We start from the raw sequence: 14,931 nt of genomic DNA, 5'->3' as shown, positions 1-14,931 counted from the left end.
CATGAAAAAAACGGCAATCGCCCTGTTTGCCCTGCTGGTGAGCGCAACTGCCATGGCGGCGACGCCATGGCAAAAACTGACCCATCCCATCGCCGGTAGCCCCCAATCTATCGGCGCGTTTTCCAATGGTTGCATCGTTGGCGCGCATGAGCTGCCGCTGCAATCGGATCACTACCAGGTGATGCGCACCGATCAACGGCGCTATTTCGGCCATCCGGATCTGGTGTTATTCATTCAGCGCTTCAGCACTCAGGTGTACAACCTCGGGCTCGGTACGGTGCTGGTAGGCGATATGGGAATGCCAGCCGGTGGGCGCTTCAACGGCGGTCACGCCAGCCACCAGTCGGGGCTGGATGTTGATATCTTCCTGCAGCTTCCGAAAACGCGCTGGAGCGCGGCGCAATTGCTCAAACCGCAGGCGCTGGATCTGGTTTCCAGCGATGGCAAACAGGTGGTACCCGCGCTGTGGAAGCCGGAAATCAGCAGCATGATCAAGCTGGCGGCAGAGGATAACGAGGTGACGCGTATCTTCGTTAACCCGGCAATCAAGCAGCAGCTTTGCCTGGATGCGGGTAGCGATCGTGACTGGCTGCGCAAAGTGCGCCCGTGGTTCCAGCATCGCGCGCATATGCATGTCCGCCTGCGCTGCCCGGCGGACAGCCTGGAGTGCCAGGATCAACCGCTGCCGCCGCCAGGCGATGGTTGCGGCGCGGAATTGCAAAGCTGGTTTGAACCGGCGAAGCCGGGTAGTTCAACGCCTGAGAAAAAGACGCCGCCGCCGTTGCCGCCGTCCTGTCAGGCTTTACTGGATGAACACGCACTCTGATGGAACTCTTTCAACAACTGTTTATGGTGTCACCGCTGCTGCTGGTGACGCTTTTTTTTGTCGCGCTGCTGGCCGGGTTTATTGACGCGCTGGCGGGCGGTGGTGGGCTGCTAACCGTTCCGGCGCTGATGGCGGCGGGCATGTCACCGGCGCAGGCGCTGGCGACCAACAAATTGCAGGCCTGCGGCGGTTCGCTTTCGGCATCGCTCTATTTTATTCGCCGCAAAGTGGTGAATCTCGCCGATCAGAAGCTCAATATTTTGATGACCTTTATCGGCTCCACCACCGGCGCGCTGCTGGTGCAACATGTGCAATCCGATGTGCTGCGCCAGATCCTGCCAATTTTAGTTATCTGTATTGGCCTCTATTTCCTGCTGATGCCAGGGCTGGGCGAAGAGGATCGTCAGCGCCGCTTGTACGGTCTGCCTTTCGCGCTGGTTTCCGGCGGCTGTGTTGGTTTCTATGACGGTTTCTTTGGTCCGGGCGCAGGCTCGTTTTACGCCCTGGCGTTTGTCACACTTGCGGGTTTTAACCTGGCAAAATCGACCGCTCATGCCAAAGTGCTGAATGCCACCTCCAACGTCGGCGGGCTGCTGCTATTTATTATTGGCGGCAAAGTGGTGTGGGGCACCGGTTTTGTTATGCTGGCCGGGCAATTTCTCGGCGCGCGCATGGGCTCGCGTCTGGTGCTCAGCAAAGGGCAAAAGCTCATTCGTCCGATGATTGTGATTGTCTCGGCGGTGATGAGCGCCAAACTTCTCTATGACAGTCACGGGCAGGAGATCCTCCAGTATCTGGGGGTGAATGTATGACGCATCACTATCAACAGTTAATTGATATTTTCGACGGCTGTTTTGCCGACGATTTTAATACCCGTCTGATTAAAGGCGACGACGAACCGATCTATCTTCCTGCTGATGCGGATGTTCCTTATAACCGCATTGTCTTTGCCCACGGCTTTTATGCCAGCGCGTTACATGAAATTTCGCACTGGTGCATTGCGGGAGCCGAGCGGCGCAAGCTGGTGGATTTTGGTTACTGGTACTGCCCGGACGGCCGCGATGCGGCGACGCAGGGGAAATTCGAAGATGTTGAAGTCAAACCGCAGGCGTTTGACTGGTTGTTCTGCGTGGCGGCAGGTTTCCCGTTTAACGTCAGTTGCGACAACCTGGAAGGCGATTTCGAACCCGATCGTATCGTGTTCCAGCGCCGTGTACATGCACAGGTGATGGCGTATCTGGAGCAGGGCATTCCTGCACGTCCGGCGCGTTTTATTAAAGCACTACAGGATTATTACCAGACGCCGCCCTTAGCGGCAGCACAGTTTCCGTGGCCGGAAGACCTGTAAGGCCATTTTTTAAAATGAGGAAGAGAGATGATCGCGGAGTTTGAATCACGCATTCTGGCGTTAATAGATAACATGGTGGACCACGCCAGTGATGATGAGCTGTTCGCGGGCGGTTATCTGCGCGGCCACCTGACATTGGCGGTGGCGGAGCTGGAGAGCGGCGATGACCATGCGCCCGAAACCCTGTACGGCAAAGTGACCACCAGTGTGCAAACCGCTATTCAGGCGGGGGAATTATCGCCGCGCGATCAGGCGCTGGTGCTCGGCATGTGGGAAAACCTGTATCAGCAGGCGAAAGCGCACTAAGCCGTTCTTTCCCTCTCCATTCAGGAGAGGGAAAACATCCACTTCATTTCACCGCTTTACCCTTCAATAACTTTCTGACCCATAAACGATTCGGGTTCATTGCCGCCAGCGTTTCACCGTCCAGCGGGATCGGTTCATTGCTCATTTGTGATGCCAGGATTTCTGCCGCCAGCGGCGCGCTGCAAAGACCTCGTGAACCGAGCGCTCCCAGCATAAACAGGCCGTCATAGACGGGCGCGCTGACGGCTGTTTCGCTGTGTTCTGCGAGGCTCGCATAGGCGCTAAGCGTTGCGTCGTAATCCGCCACGTTGCCGACCATCGGCAGGTGATCGCGCGTGGCGCAGCGTACGCCGCAGCGCGCCTCGCCCGCGCTGACGTCCACCGTTTTGGCCCATGAAGCCTGCGGGAAGCAGTCGAGCAACCGCTGGCGGTTCTGCTGCTGATCGGCTTCGCTGTAGGCGATTTCCTGCTGACCGCGATGATAACTGGCGCCAATGCAGTGCTGCTGATTGTGCGGGTTTTGCGGCGTCAGATAGCCGTCATAACACAGCACCTGGCGCAACGGGCTGAGCTGAGGCGTGGTGGGAATATGGCTGACCTGGCCTGCCACCGGATACACCGGCAGTTTTTCCGTTTGCGCAAAGTAGTGAATGCGGTGCCCGTTAGCCAGCACCACGGCGGCATGCTGGCGTAACTCGCCGCCTTTGATATGCAACTGCCAGTAATTATCGCCAGCCGTTAATTGCTCGACATCATACCCATAGTGCACCTGCAAACCCTGTTCACAAGCCAGCGCGATGGCGGCCGCCGTGAGCTGCGCCGGGCAAAGCCAGCCGCCTGCCGGGTAAGTGATGCCACCGCAGCCGGTTTCCACGCCGCAGAGTGCATCGACCTCATTAGCCTCAACGCGCCTGGCGAGTTCCGGGGGCAGATCCAGCGTCAGCATCTGTTCGATTTTATGCTGGCTTTTATCATCCCAGCCGAGTTGTGTCACGCCGCACCACTGATGGTCGAATTCAACAGGAAGCGCGTCGTACACGCGGCGGGCAAAGGTAAAAGCTGCCGGGAAGAAACGCGCCAGCGCCGGATCGTGCGCGCTGAGCAAAGGATAGAGTGCGCCCTCGCGGTTACCGGATGCACCTTCGGCAGGGGCGTTATCGGCGCAATACAGCGTGACCTGCCAGCCGCGACGCAGCAACGCCAGCGACAACAGTGCGCTGGCTACCCCGCCGCCAATTAGCGCTACTTCGCGCTTCTCTGTGCCGCTGCGGGCAAACCACGGCGCACGAACCGCTGGCATTTGCGGGTTCTCCATCACCCCGGTGAGCATTTCGCGTTTGCGGCCAAAACCTTTGCTTTTGCGCATGGTAAAACCCGCCTCTTGCAGACCGCGCCGGACGAAACCCGCCGAGGTAAAAGTCGCCAGCGTACCGCCAGGCCTTGCAAGACGCGCCATCGCCTGAAACAGATTAGGTGTCCACATGTCCGGGTTTTTGGCGGGCGCAAACCCGTCAAGGAACCAGGCGTCGACGCTCTGGTTGAGCGAATCATCCAGCGTATCGGTCAGTTCGTTGATATCACCGAACCACAAATCGAGCGTCACACGACCGCCATCCAGCAACAGGCGGTGGCAACCGGCAAAGGGCAGCGGCCACTGTGCTTGTAGCTGTTCTGCCCAGTTCGCCAGTTCCGGCCAGTGGGCGTGCGCTTTGCGCAGATCGTCGCGGGTGAGCGGAAATTTTTCAAAACTGATGAAATGTAATCTTTCCAGGGTAGCGTCGGGGTTAACTGCGCGAAAGGCCGCAAACGCCTGCCAGAGGGTAAGGAAGTTCAGACCGGTGCCGAAACCGCTCTCCGCCACCACAAACAGCGGGCGCGGGTGGTCGGGAAAACGCTGTTCAAGACGGTTGCCGCCGAGAAAAACATAACGAGTCTCTTCCAGCCCGTTATCATTAGAGAAGTAGACATCGTCAAAATCTCGGGAAACAGGTGTACCCTCAGCGTTGAATTCCAGGTTGGCGGATTGTATAGCGGTTTGTTTCACGTAAGTTACTCGTCCATCAAGCAGTGTCACGATCTTAACGAGGGACAAAGAAAGGCGCAAATTTCCTCAGAAATTGTCTGATCGGACTTGTTCGGCGTACAAGTGTACGCTATCTTGCGACACGAAACTTAATTAGTGCGACTTTAGGGGTATTGAATGAAACGTGCAGTGATTACTGGCCTGGGCATCGTTTCCAGCATTGGTAACAACCAGCAGGAAGTCCTGGCATCCCTGCGTGAAGGACGCTCAGGGATCACATTCTCTCAGGAATTCAAAGATTCCGGCATGCGCAGCCACGTATGGGGTAACGTTAAACTGGACACCACTGGTTTGATTGACCGTAAAGTGGTTCGTTTCATGAACGATGCCTCTATCTATTCCTATCTCTCCATGCAGCAGGCGATTGAAGATGCCGGCCTGAAAGACGAGGTTTACCAGAACAACCCGCGCGTGGGCCTGATTGCAGGTTCTGGCGGTTCGTCTAAATCTCAGGTTTTCGGTGCTGATGCAATGCGCAGCCCGCGTGGTCTGAAAGCGGTTGGCCCGTATGTAGTCACCAAAGCGATGGCGTCTGCGGTTTCCGCGTGCCTCGCAACACCGTTTAAAATTCACGGCGTGAACTACTCCATCAGCTCCGCATGTGCCACTTCCGCACACTGTATCGGTAACGCGGTAGAGCAGATCCAACTGGGCAAACAGGACATCGTTTTTGCCGGCGGCGGCGAAGAGCTGTGCTGGGAAATGGCCTGCGAGTTCGATGCAATGGGCGCGCTCTCTACCAAATACAATGAAACGCCGGAAAAAGCGTCCCGTACTTACGATAAAAACCGTGACGGTTTCGTTATCGCAGGCGGCGGCGGTATGGTGGTGGTTGAAGAGCTGGAGCACGCGCTGGCGCGCGGCGCGCACATTTATGCCGAAATTGTTGGCTACGGCGCGACCTCCGATGGCGCAGACATGGTAGCGCCGTCAGGCGAAGGCGCAGTGCGCTGCATGAAGATGGCGATGCACGGTGTTGATACGCCGATTGACTATCTGAACTCCCACGGGACTTCCACGCCGGTTGGCGATGTGAAAGAACTGGGCGCTATCCGCGAAGTGTTCGGCAACAACAGCCCGGCGATTTCCGCGACTAAAGCGATGACCGGTCACTCTCTGGGTGCGGCTGGCGTTCAGGAAGCGATCTACTCCCTGCTGATGCTGGAGCACGGCTTTATCGCCCCGAGCATTAACGTGGAAGAGCTGGATGAGCAGGCTGAAGGCCTGAACATTGTCACTAAACCGATGGATGCGACGCTGACTACCGTGATGTCTAACAGCTTCGGTTTTGGCGGCACCAACGCCACTCTGGTGATGCGCAAACTGAAATAAGGTTGTCTGACCGTGAGAAGGGGAGCCTGAGGCTCCCTTTTTTATTGCCAGCGTTAAACCTTCTTTTGCGGGGCAGCAACGGGCTTTGGCTCTGTCTTGATTGTCGTTGAAGTGACATCTTACCGATCTGGCAGAGGCTGTTTTTACGGTTTCTGTCACGCGCCCTGGCGGCGAAAACAATTCCGCTTTTATTGCGGGTGATTTTTATGCGTTGACAACCCGCTACGGTGACAGGCAAACTCCACCCGCAACATTATCCCCACGATAATGCGTAAGCGTTTAACGTTAACCAACGCGCCTTAATCCTGAAACTCAGGTAGAGGGGGCGTGGTACTTCCAAATCCCGCCTTACTCTGCGTTATGGAGTAATGCATGTCTGCAGAATCACAATCTGTTCGTTCTTCTTCAGCGAATGTCTCGCTGTTTCGCATCGCTTTCGCGGTGTTTCTCACCTATATGACCGTTGGGCTGCCGCTACCGGTGATCCCGCTGTTTGTTCACCAGCAACTCGGCTACGGCAACACGATGGTCGGTATCGCGGTCGGAATTCAGTTTCTTGCTACCGTCTTAACGCGCGGCTACGCCGGGCGGCTGGCGGATCAGTTCGGCGCTAAACGCTCAGCGTTGCAGGGAATGTTTGCCTGCGCGCTGGCGGGTGTGGCGTGGCTTCTCGCGGCGTTATTGCCAGTTGAACCGCTGGCGAAATTCGCGTTGCTGGTGGTGGGGCGTCTAATTCTCGGCTTTGGCGAAAGCCAGTTACTGACCGGAACGCTGACCTGGGGTATGGGGCTGGTTGGCCCGGCGCGTTCCGGCAAAGTGATGTCGTGGAACGGGATGGCGATTTATGGCGCGCTGGCGGCCGGTGCGCCGCTGGGGTTATTGATCCACAGCCAGTTTGGTTTTGCGGCGCTTGCTGCGACCACTATCGCGTTACCGTTTGTTGCCTGGGCGTTTAACGGCAGCGTGCGCAAAGTCCCGGCACATGCGGGTGAGCGTCCCTCTTTGTGGAGTGTGGTTGGGCTTATCTGGCAGCCGGGCCTTGGTCTGGCATTGCAGGGCGTCGGCTTTGCGGTCATCGGTACCTTTGTTTCGCTCTATTTCGCCAGCAACGGCTGGGCAATGGCGGGCTTTACGTTGACCGCTTTTGGCGGTGCGTTTGTGCTGATGCGTATTCTGTTTGGCTGGATGCCGGACCGTTTTGGCGGCGTGCGAGTGGCGATAGCCTCGTTGATAGTTGAAACCGTGGGGCTATTGCTGCTGTGGCAGGCGCACGACGCGTGGACGGCGCTGCTTGGCGCGGCGCTAACCGGCTGCGGTTGTTCACTGATTTTCCCGGCGCTCGGTGTGGAAGTGGTGAAACGCGTGCCGCCGCAGGTACGCGGTACGGCGCTTGGCGGTTATGCCGCGTTTCAGGACATCTCGTATGCCGTCACCGGCCCGCTGACCGGCCTGCTGGCAACCTCGCTCGGCTATCCGTCGGTGTTCCTCGCCGGAGCTATCTCGGCAGTGACCGGCATTATCGTGACGTTAATCGCTTTCCGCTCCCGTAAATAGCGCAGAAAACCGCAGCAATAAAACTCTTTGCAACCGGTTTCACAAAACAAGCCCGCGATGATGTCATGTCATCGCGGGCTTGTTTATCCTTTGTTCACCATTGAGCGAAAGGAGAGAGATATGTCCGGGTTTAAAGCGGATTTTTTATGGGGTGGCGCTGTTGCCGCGCATCAGCTGGAAGGCGGCTGGCAGGAAGGCGGTAAAGGCGTGAGTGTTGCCGATGTAATGACCGCTGGCGCGCACGGCGTACCGCGTGAGATTACCGACGGCGTGCTGCCCGGTAAAAATTATCCCAACCATGATGCCATCGATTTTTACCATCGCTACAAAGACGACATTAAGCTGTTTGCCGAGCTGGGTTTTAAATGTTTTCGCACCTCCATTGCCTGGACGCGTATTTTCCCGAAAGGCGACGAACTGGAGCCAAACGAAGCCGGGCTGCAATTCTATGACAATCTGTTCGACGAATGCCTGAAGTACAATATTGAGCCGGTGATTACCCTGTCTCATTTCGAAATGCCTTATCACCTCGTCACCGAATATGGCGGCTGGCGCAACCGTAAACTCATCGACTTCTTTGTCCGCTTCGCCAATGCCGTTTTCACCCGCTACCGCAGCAAGGTGAAATACTGGATGACATTTAACGAAATCAATAACCAGGCCAACTACCACGAAGATTTCGCGCCTTTTACTAACTCCGGCGTGAAGTACCAGCCTGGTGAAGATCGGGAAGTGATTATGTATCAGGCGGCGCACTATGAGCTGGTGGCGAGTGCGCTGGCGGTAGAGGCCGGACATAAAATCAACCCGGATTTTAAAATTGGCTGCATGATCGCCATGTGTCCGATCTACCCGTTAACCTGTGCGCCGGACGACATGATGATGTCGGTGGTGGCGATGCATCGCCGCTACTGGTTTACCGATGTGCATGTGCGCGGTTATTACCCGCAGCATCTGCTCAACTACTTCGCTCGCCGTGGTTTCAAACTCGATATTACCGACGAAGATTTACAGATCCTCACGCGTGGCCGCGTCGACTATATTGGCTTCAGTTACTACATGTCTTTCGTGACCAAAGCGAAAGAAGATAACCCGCAGCTGGATTACGACGAAACCAAGAGCCTTGTGCCGAACCCGTATGTCAAAGCGTCAGACTGGGGCTGGCAAATCGACCCGGTTGGCCTGCGTTACTCCCTGAACTACTTCTACGACATGTATCAGTTGCCGCTGTTTGTGGTGGAAAACGGCTTTGGCGCGATTGATAAGCCTGAAAGCGACGGCGTGGTCAATGATCAGTACCGCATTGACTATATGCGTAACCACATCAGTGAAATGAAAAAAGCGGTGGTGGAGGATGGCGTTGATTTAATGGGCTACACGCCGTGGGGCTGTATCGATCTGGTCTCGGCGGGCACCGGCGAAATGAAAAAACGTTACGGCTTAATCTACGTCGATAAAGACAACGACGGCAACGGCACGCTGGCGCGCAGTCGCAAGAAATCGTTCTGGTGGTATCAGGACGTGATCAAACATAACGGTGACAATCTGTAAAAGCGAATCCCCTCCAGCGGAGGGGATTTTTTTAACTGAGCAGCCAGAAAAGAAACGCCACGATCAGCAGGGCGATAAAGAAGAAACCCGGACGGGTGGAGATCGCTTTTACCGTCTCTACAATCGGTGCCACGAAGGGGCTGTAAATCGGCTGAATATCACGCACCTCAATCATCCCCGACGCCCGTTCTGTGCGGCGCAAGAACACATGGTTCAGAATATCCTGTACCTGCGCGGTGGTTAACACCGTCTGCGGCGTCGCTTGCCATGTCTGCTGCGCGTACTCGGTGATACTGCGCATCTCGTTATTATCCAGCGGCTGCTTCAGCACCGTCTGGATAACATGCAGTGTTGGCGCGGGATGCGTGCTCAATGTCTGACGCGCCTGTAGCCAGGTCATCAGCGGCGTAAAATGTTTTGCCGGGATCAGTTCGCCGCTTTTCACGCCGGACAGCTCCAGCATCGATTGCCAGATAAGTTTGCCCGATTCACCGGTAGCTGCGGTCAGTTTGATAACCGCCTGGTTGAGCGAGTTATGCTCCGCGGGCAGCAGCGGGCGCTCGGTGGAAGGGCGCTGTTGCGGCTGCGGAATCGTGATCTGGTTGTTTTGCAGCATCGTCAGCACCGTTTTCAACTGCTGCGGTGTCAGCTGGCTTAGCGCCGTCTGCCCGAACTGCTGGCGAATAAAATCACTCACCGCCTGGCGATTATTCCCCTGGCTTAACAGCTCCGTCAGCTGTGAAACCATCTGGCGAGTTGTGTGGTTCTGCGTTGCCGTCTCTACGCGCTGGTTGAGGTTCTGTTCCGCCGCCGGAAAATGGCGGGAAAGCAGCGGCGTGTCGTTCTTCAGCCCTAAATCATGCTTAACGCCCGCCCAGACTTCCGCGCTCTGCTGTTGGGTCAGCGCAATCAGGCGAATAACCAGACGCTCGAGCACAGTGCGCTGCATCGTGGATAACGGTTGCTCGCCGATATTATTGGCGGCTGGAGCTGGCTCTTGCCCGGGAGGGCGCGCGGGGGCACCCTGAATGGGTTGAATCATGGTTTCCTCTTACTCTCGCGTGGCGGTGGCGGCATTGCGGGTATGCCCGGCCGCGAGATTATGGCACACTTGCGCGCTCAACTCCCGTTCTCAAACAGGTACTGAAGCGTGAAAATCCTTGTTGATGAAAATATGCCTTACGCCCGCGATCTTTTTAGTCGCCTTGGCGAGGTAAAAGCGGTTCCCGGTCGCCCGATTCCCGTGGCGGAACTGGCTGATGCGGACGCTTTAATGGTGCGCTCTGTCACGAAGGTGAATGACGGTTTATTACAGGGCACGGGGATCAAATTTGTCGGCACGGCGACGGCAGGGACCGACCATGTTGATGAGGCGTTTTTGCAACAGGCGGGCATTGCCTTTTCCGCCGCGCCAGGCTGCAACGCGATTGCGGTCGTTGAATATGTTTTCTCCTCGCTGCTGATGCTGGCGGAGCGCGACGGCTTTGCGTTACAGGATCGCACCGTTGGTATCGTGGGTGTCGGCAATGTGGGCGGTCGCCTGCAGGCGCGACTGGAAGCGTTCGGTGTTCGTACATTACTATGCGATCCGCCGCGCGCCGATCGTGGCGACGACGGGGATTTCCGCAGCCTGGACGAGCTGGTGCGCGAAGCCGATGTGCTGACATTCCATACGCCGCTGTTTAAAGAGGGGCCGTATAAAACGCTGCACCTGGCGGATGATGCGCTGCTTTCGCGCCTGCAGCCTGGCACTATTCTGATAAATGCCTGCCGCGGGCCGGTAGTGGATAACGCCGCGCTGTTGCAACGTTTGCAGGCCGGGCAGGCGCTGAGCGTGGTGCTGGACGTGTGGGAGCCGGAGCCGGATCTGAATGTCGATTTGCTTAACCTTGTCGATATCGGGACGGCGCATATCGCCGGTTACACCCTTGAAGGCAAAGCGCGCGGCACCACTCAGGTCTTTGAAGCCTTTAGCGATTTTCTCGGCAAGCGCCAGCAAGTGGCGCTCGACACGCTGCTGCCCGCACCGGAATTTGGCCGCATTACGCTACATGGCCCGCTTGATCAGTCAACGCTAAAAAGGCTGGTGCATTTGGTGTATGATGTGCGCCGCGACGATGCGCTGCTGCGAAAAGTAGCGGGCACGCCGGGTGAGTTTGACAAGCTGCGCAAAAATTACCTTGAGCGCCGTGAATGGTCATCGCTGTACGTGCAGTGCGATGACGCCAGCGCCGCCGCGCTGCTGCAACAGCTTGGTTTCAACGCCACGCATAACCCGGCACGTTAATGTCATCTTAATGCTCCCTGCTGAATAGTGCGGCGGGGACGCTTTTTTCCTGGAGTAAATCACCATGTCTGAAGGCTGGAATATTGCCGTTCTCGGCGCCACAGGCGCTGTCGGAGAAGCCTTGCTCGAAACGTTAGCGGAGCGCCAATTCCCGGTTGGCGAAGTGTATGCGCTGGCCAGAAGCGAAAGTGCCGGTGAAAACCTGCGTTTTGCCGGTAAAACCGTGCGTGTGGAAGATGCCGCCGGGTTTGACTGGACGCAGGCGCAACTGGCCTTTTTCGTCGCGGGAGCACAGGCTTCTGCCACCTATATTGAAGAGGCGACCAACGCGGGTTGTCTGGTAATCGACACCAGCGGTCTGTTTGCTCTGGAGCCGGATGTGCCGCTGGTGATGCCGGATGTTAACCCGTTCGTACTGGCGGATTACCGTAATCGCAACATTATTGCCGTGCCGGATAGCCTCACCAGCCAGTTGCTGGCGGCGCTGAAACCGCTGATTGATGAAGGTGGTTTATCACGCGTGAGCGTAACGTGCTTGCTGTCCGTTTCCCGTAACGGCAAGCAGGCGGTGGACGCGCTGGCCGGGCAGAGCGCCAAGCTGCTGAACGGTATCCCGATTGATGAAGACGACTATTTTGGCCGCCAGTTAGCGTTCAACATGCTGCCGCTGCTGTCAGACAGCGAAGGTAGCGTGCGTGAAGAGCGGGTTATCATCGATCAGATGCGCAAAATTTTGCAGGACGAAGGTCTGATGATCTCCGCGAATTGCGTACAGTCGCCGGTCTTTTACGGCCATGCACAGATGGTGAGTTTTGAAGCGATTCGTCCGCTGGCGGCGGAAGAGGCGCGCGACGCATTCAGCCGCTTTGAAGATATCGCGCTCTCTGACGCGGGAGATTTCCCGACCCAGGTCGGCGATGCCTCCGGCCAGGCGCACCTTTCTGTCGGTTGCGTGCGTAACGATTATGGTATGCCGGAGCAGGTGCAGTTCTGGTCGGTTGCCGATAACGTACGTTTTGGCGGTGCGCTGATGGCGGTGAAAATTGCTGAAAAATTGGTTCAGGAGTATCTGTACTGATGCAGGACGAGCTGAAAGCGCCGGTCTACAAAATTGCGCTTGGCATTGAGTATGACGGCAGCAAGTATTACGGCTGGCAGCGTCAGCAGGAAGTACGCAGCGTGCAGGAGAAGCTGGAGAAAGCGCTCTCGCAGGTAGCCAACGAGCCCATTAACGTGTTCTGCGCCGGGCGTACCGACGCAGGCGTACATGCGACCGGTCAGGTGGTGCATTTTGAAACCACGGCGCTGCGCAAAGACGCGGCCTGGACGCTGGGTGTAAATGCGAATTTGCCTGGTGACATCGCGGTACGTTGGGTCAAAGATGTGCCGGATGATTTTCATGCGCGTTTTAGCGCCACGGCTCGCCGTTACCGCTACGTCATCTACAATCATCGTTTGCGCCCGGCGGTGCTCGGTCACGGTGTGACGCACTATCACCAGCCGCTGGACGCGGAGCGCATGCACCGTGCGGCGCAGTGTCTGCTCGGTGAAAACGACTTTACCTCGTTTCGCGCGGTGCAGTGTCAGTCGCGCACACCGTGGCGCAACCTGATGCATATCAACGTCAGTCGTTACGGTGCTTATATTGTGGTCGATATCAAAGCCAATGCCTTTGTACATCATATGGTCAGGAATATTGTCGGCAGCCTGATGGAAGTAGGCGCCCACAACCAGCCGGAGAGCTGGATAGCAGAGTTGCTGGCGGTAAAGGACAGAACGCTGGCGGCAGCAACGGCGAAAGCGGAAGGGCTCTATCTGGTGTCGGTGGATTATCCCGCGCGCTTTGAGCTTCCCGCTGCGCCAATGGGCCCGCTGTTCCTGGCGGACTAGTCGCAATTTAAAAAGGCATAACCAGACATGGACTTAATACACTTCCTTATTGATTTCATCCTGCATATTGATGTGCACCTGGCGGAGCTGGTAGCGCAATACGGCGTCTGGGTTTACGCCATCCTGTTCCTGATCCTGTTTTGCGAAACCGGCCTGGTGGTGACCCCGTTTTTGCCGGGCGACTCGCTGTTGTTTGTCGCCGGTGCGCTGGCATCGCTTGGCACCAACGATCTGAATGTCCATATGATGGTGGTGCTGATGTTGGTCGCCGCGATTGCGGGCGATGCGGTGAACTACACCATTGGGCGTCTGTTCGGCGAGCGTTTATTCAGTAATCCGGATTCAAAGATTTTCCGTCGCAGCTATCTCGATAAAACGCATCAGTTTTATGAGAAGCACGGGGGTAAAACGATTATTCTGGCGCGTTTTGTACCGATCGTGCGCACTTTTGCGCCTTTTGTTGCGGGCATGGGGCATATGTCCTATCGCCACTTCGCGCTGTTCAACGTGGCCGGCGCGCTGCTGTGGGTGTTACTGTTCACCTACGCAGGCTATTTCTTTGGCACCATTCCGGCGATTCAGGAGAATCTTAAGCTGCTGATTGTGGGAATTATCGTGGTGTCTATACTTCCCGGAGTGTTTGAAGTTATTCGTCACCGTCGCGCCGCGTCGCGACAGGCAAAATAAGAAGTCAGTGGCGGTTCGACCACTTTTTTATCCCAAGTTGCGAACCGTTATGTTTTAATGTGCACCATTTATGGGCTACCAGGTTCATGTATAAAGGTTATCAATGAGCTGGATTGAAAGAATTAAGAGCAACATTACCCCCACCCGTAAGGCGAGCATTCCTGAAGGCGTGTGGACAAAATGCGACAGCTGCGGCCAGGTGCTGTATCGCGCCGAGCTGGAGCGTAACCTTGAGGTCTGCCCGAAATGTGACCACCACATGCGGATGTCAGCGCGTAATCGCCTGCATAGCCTGCTGGATGAAGGTTCACTGGTAGAACTGGGTAGCGAACTTGAGCCGAAAGATGTGCTGAAGTTCCGCGACTCCAAAAAATACAAAGACCGTCTGGCGACAGCGCAGAAGGAAACCGGCGAGAAAGACGCGCTGGTGGTGATGAAAGGCACGCTTCACGGCATGCCGGTTGTGGCCGCGGCGTTTGAGTTCGCCTTTATGGGCGGCTCCATGGGTTCGGTTGTCGGCGCGCGTTTTGTGCGTGCGGTCGAGCAGGCGCTGGAAGACAACTGCCCGCTTATCTGCTTCTCCGCTTCCGGCGGTGCGCGTATGCAGGAAGCGCTGATGTCACTGATGCAGATGGCGAAAACCTCTGCCGCGCTGGCGAAAATGCAGGAGCGCGGTCTGCCGTATATTTCCGTGCTGACCGACCCGACAATGGGTGGCGTTTCTGCAAGCTTCGCGATGCTGGGCGATCTGAACATCGCGGAACCGAAGGCGTTGATTGGTTTTGCCGGTCCGCGTGTTATCGAGCAGACCGTGCGTGAAAAACTGCCGCCGGGCTTCCAGCGCAGCGAGTTCCTGATCGAAAAAGGCGCAATCGATATGATTATCCGCCGTCCGGAACTGCGCCTGAAGCTGGCGCGTATTCTGGCGAAACTGATGAATCTGCCGTCGCCGGAACCGGAAGATACGCTGACGGGCACGGTGATGCCGTCACCGACCGATCAGGAAGGCGAAGCCTGATAATACCGAAGGGCAGAGCCAACAGGCTCTGCCCTTTTGCTTTTCAAAC

The 14,931-nt window shown here is 56.6% G+C and carries 14 protein-coding genes; 12 read left to right on the top strand and 2 right to left on the bottom strand.

Annotated elements, in window-relative coordinates:
* Position 1 precedes the first annotated feature (1 nt).
* From mepA to DFO56_RS13975, 4 genes are read left to right on the top strand one after another with little or no spacing between them, the layout of a single operon-like run.
* Positions 2-826 carry a penicillin-insensitive murein endopeptidase gene (gene mepA, locus DFO56_RS13990; protein WP_045513066.1) on the top strand — a complete coding sequence of 275 codons (825 nt, stop codon included), beginning with the start codon at positions 2-4 and terminating at the stop codon, positions 824-826.
* A complete protein-coding gene (locus DFO56_RS13985; RefSeq protein WP_020454570.1) occupies positions 826-1,638 on the top strand; it encodes a sulfite exporter TauE/SafE family protein in 813 nt (270 codons plus the stop codon). Before mepA ends, DFO56_RS13985 begins: the two co-directional genes overlap by 1 nt.
* On the top strand, positions 1,635-2,174 hold the full coding sequence (locus DFO56_RS13980) for an elongation factor P hydroxylase (protein ID WP_020454569.1): 540 nt from the start codon (positions 1,635-1,637) through the stop codon (positions 2,172-2,174). The genes DFO56_RS13985 and DFO56_RS13980 overlap by 4 nt, the downstream gene beginning before the upstream one ends.
* A 27-nt stretch (positions 2,175-2,201) precedes the next feature.
* Positions 2,202-2,480, top strand: coding sequence for a YfcL family protein (locus tag DFO56_RS13975; protein WP_020454568.1), 279 nt, complete (start codon positions 2,202-2,204; stop codon positions 2,478-2,480).
* 43 nt (positions 2,481-2,523) lie between these two features.
* On the opposite strand, the gene mnmC is transcribed toward DFO56_RS13975, so the two are convergent.
* Positions 2,524-4,524: a bifunctional tRNA (5-methylaminomethyl-2-thiouridine)(34)-methyltransferase MnmD/FAD-dependent 5-carboxymethylaminomethyl-2-thiouridine(34) oxidoreductase MnmC gene (gene mnmC / locus DFO56_RS13970; RefSeq protein WP_045513063.1), complete on the bottom strand. Its 2,001-nt coding sequence runs from the start codon at positions 4,522-4,524 to the stop codon at positions 2,524-2,526.
* Positions 4,525-4,680: 156 nt separating this feature from the next.
* Here mnmC and fabB point away from each other — a divergent pair, with 156 nt between their 5' ends.
* From fabB to DFO56_RS13955, 3 genes are all read left to right on the top strand, one after another.
* A complete protein-coding gene (gene fabB, locus DFO56_RS13965) occupies positions 4,681-5,895 on the top strand; it encodes a beta-ketoacyl-ACP synthase I (protein ID WP_020454566.1) in 1,215 nt (404 codons plus the stop codon).
* A 372-nt stretch (positions 5,896-6,267) separates the two neighbouring features.
* On the top strand, positions 6,268-7,449 hold the full coding sequence (locus tag DFO56_RS13960; protein WP_045513060.1) for an MFS transporter: 1,182 nt from the start codon (positions 6,268-6,270) through the stop codon (positions 7,447-7,449).
* A gap of 120 nt (positions 7,450-7,569) precedes the next feature.
* The gene (locus DFO56_RS13955; RefSeq protein ID WP_045513058.1) at positions 7,570-9,000 is read left to right on the top strand and encodes a 6-phospho-beta-glucosidase; all 1,431 of its coding nucleotides are present in this window, start codon (positions 7,570-7,572) and stop codon (positions 8,998-9,000) included.
* Between the two features lie 31 nt (positions 9,001-9,031).
* Here the strand turns inward: DFO56_RS13955 and flk are convergent, their stop codons facing one another.
* Positions 9,032-10,039: a flagella biosynthesis regulator Flk gene (flk, locus tag DFO56_RS13950; protein ID WP_072051661.1), complete on the bottom strand. Its 1,008-nt coding sequence runs from the start codon at positions 10,037-10,039 to the stop codon at positions 9,032-9,034.
* Between the two features lie 111 nt (positions 10,040-10,150).
* On the opposite strand from flk, the gene pdxB reads away from it, so the two are divergent.
* The 5 genes from pdxB to accD all read left to right on the top strand — a co-directional run bounded on the left by pdxB (position 10,151) and on the right by accD (position 14,882).
* Positions 10,151-11,287, top strand: coding sequence for a 4-phosphoerythronate dehydrogenase PdxB (pdxB, locus tag DFO56_RS13945; protein WP_045513052.1), 1,137 nt, complete (start codon positions 10,151-10,153; stop codon positions 11,285-11,287).
* A gap of 64 nt (positions 11,288-11,351) precedes the next feature.
* The gene (locus DFO56_RS13940; protein ID WP_020454561.1) at positions 11,352-12,365 is read left to right on the top strand and encodes an aspartate-semialdehyde dehydrogenase; all 1,014 of its coding nucleotides are present in this window, start codon (positions 11,352-11,354) and stop codon (positions 12,363-12,365) included.
* Entirely contained in the window at positions 12,365-13,177 is an 813-nt protein-coding gene (truA, locus tag DFO56_RS13935; RefSeq protein WP_017458628.1) for a tRNA pseudouridine(38-40) synthase TruA, read from the top strand. The genes DFO56_RS13940 and truA overlap by 1 nt, the downstream gene beginning before the upstream one ends.
* A gap of 27 nt (positions 13,178-13,204) precedes the next feature.
* Positions 13,205-13,864 carry a DedA family protein gene (locus DFO56_RS13930; RefSeq protein WP_020454559.1) on the top strand — a complete coding sequence of 220 codons (660 nt, stop codon included), beginning with the start codon at positions 13,205-13,207 and terminating at the stop codon, positions 13,862-13,864.
* Between the two features lie 103 nt (positions 13,865-13,967).
* Positions 13,968-14,882: an acetyl-CoA carboxylase, carboxyltransferase subunit beta gene (gene accD, locus DFO56_RS13925; protein WP_020454558.1), complete on the top strand. Its 915-nt coding sequence runs from the start codon at positions 13,968-13,970 to the stop codon at positions 14,880-14,882.
* Positions 14,883-14,931 lie beyond the last annotated feature (49 nt).

Source organism: Kosakonia sp. AG348, assembly GCF_003337365.1.
GTDB lineage: Bacteria > Pseudomonadota > Gammaproteobacteria > Enterobacterales > Enterobacteriaceae > Kosakonia.
This window is presented reverse-complemented; position numbering and strand designations above follow the sequence as displayed.

Coding starts and splice junctions, on each gene's coding strand:
- mepA (WP_045513066.1), top strand. CDS start 2: ATGAAAAAAACGGCAATCGCCCTGTTTGCCCTGCTGGTGAGCGCAACT.
- DFO56_RS13985 (WP_020454570.1), top strand. CDS start 826: ATGGAACTCTTTCAACAACTGTTTATGGTGTCACCGCTGCTGCTGGTG.
- DFO56_RS13980 (WP_020454569.1), top strand. CDS start 1,635: ATGACGCATCACTATCAACAGTTAATTGATATTTTCGACGGCTGTTTT.
- DFO56_RS13975 (WP_020454568.1), top strand. CDS start 2,202: ATGATCGCGGAGTTTGAATCACGCATTCTGGCGTTAATAGATAACATG.
- fabB (WP_020454566.1), top strand. CDS start 4,681: ATGAAACGTGCAGTGATTACTGGCCTGGGCATCGTTTCCAGCATTGGT.
- DFO56_RS13960 (WP_045513060.1), top strand. CDS start 6,268: ATGTCTGCAGAATCACAATCTGTTCGTTCTTCTTCAGCGAATGTCTCG.
- DFO56_RS13955 (WP_045513058.1), top strand. CDS start 7,570: ATGTCCGGGTTTAAAGCGGATTTTTTATGGGGTGGCGCTGTTGCCGCG.
- DFO56_RS13940 (WP_020454561.1), top strand. CDS start 11,352: ATGTCTGAAGGCTGGAATATTGCCGTTCTCGGCGCCACAGGCGCTGTC.
- truA (WP_017458628.1), top strand. CDS start 12,365: ATGCAGGACGAGCTGAAAGCGCCGGTCTACAAAATTGCGCTTGGCATT.
- DFO56_RS13930 (WP_020454559.1), top strand. CDS start 13,205: ATGGACTTAATACACTTCCTTATTGATTTCATCCTGCATATTGATGTG.
- accD (WP_020454558.1), top strand. CDS start 13,968: ATGAGCTGGATTGAAAGAATTAAGAGCAACATTACCCCCACCCGTAAG.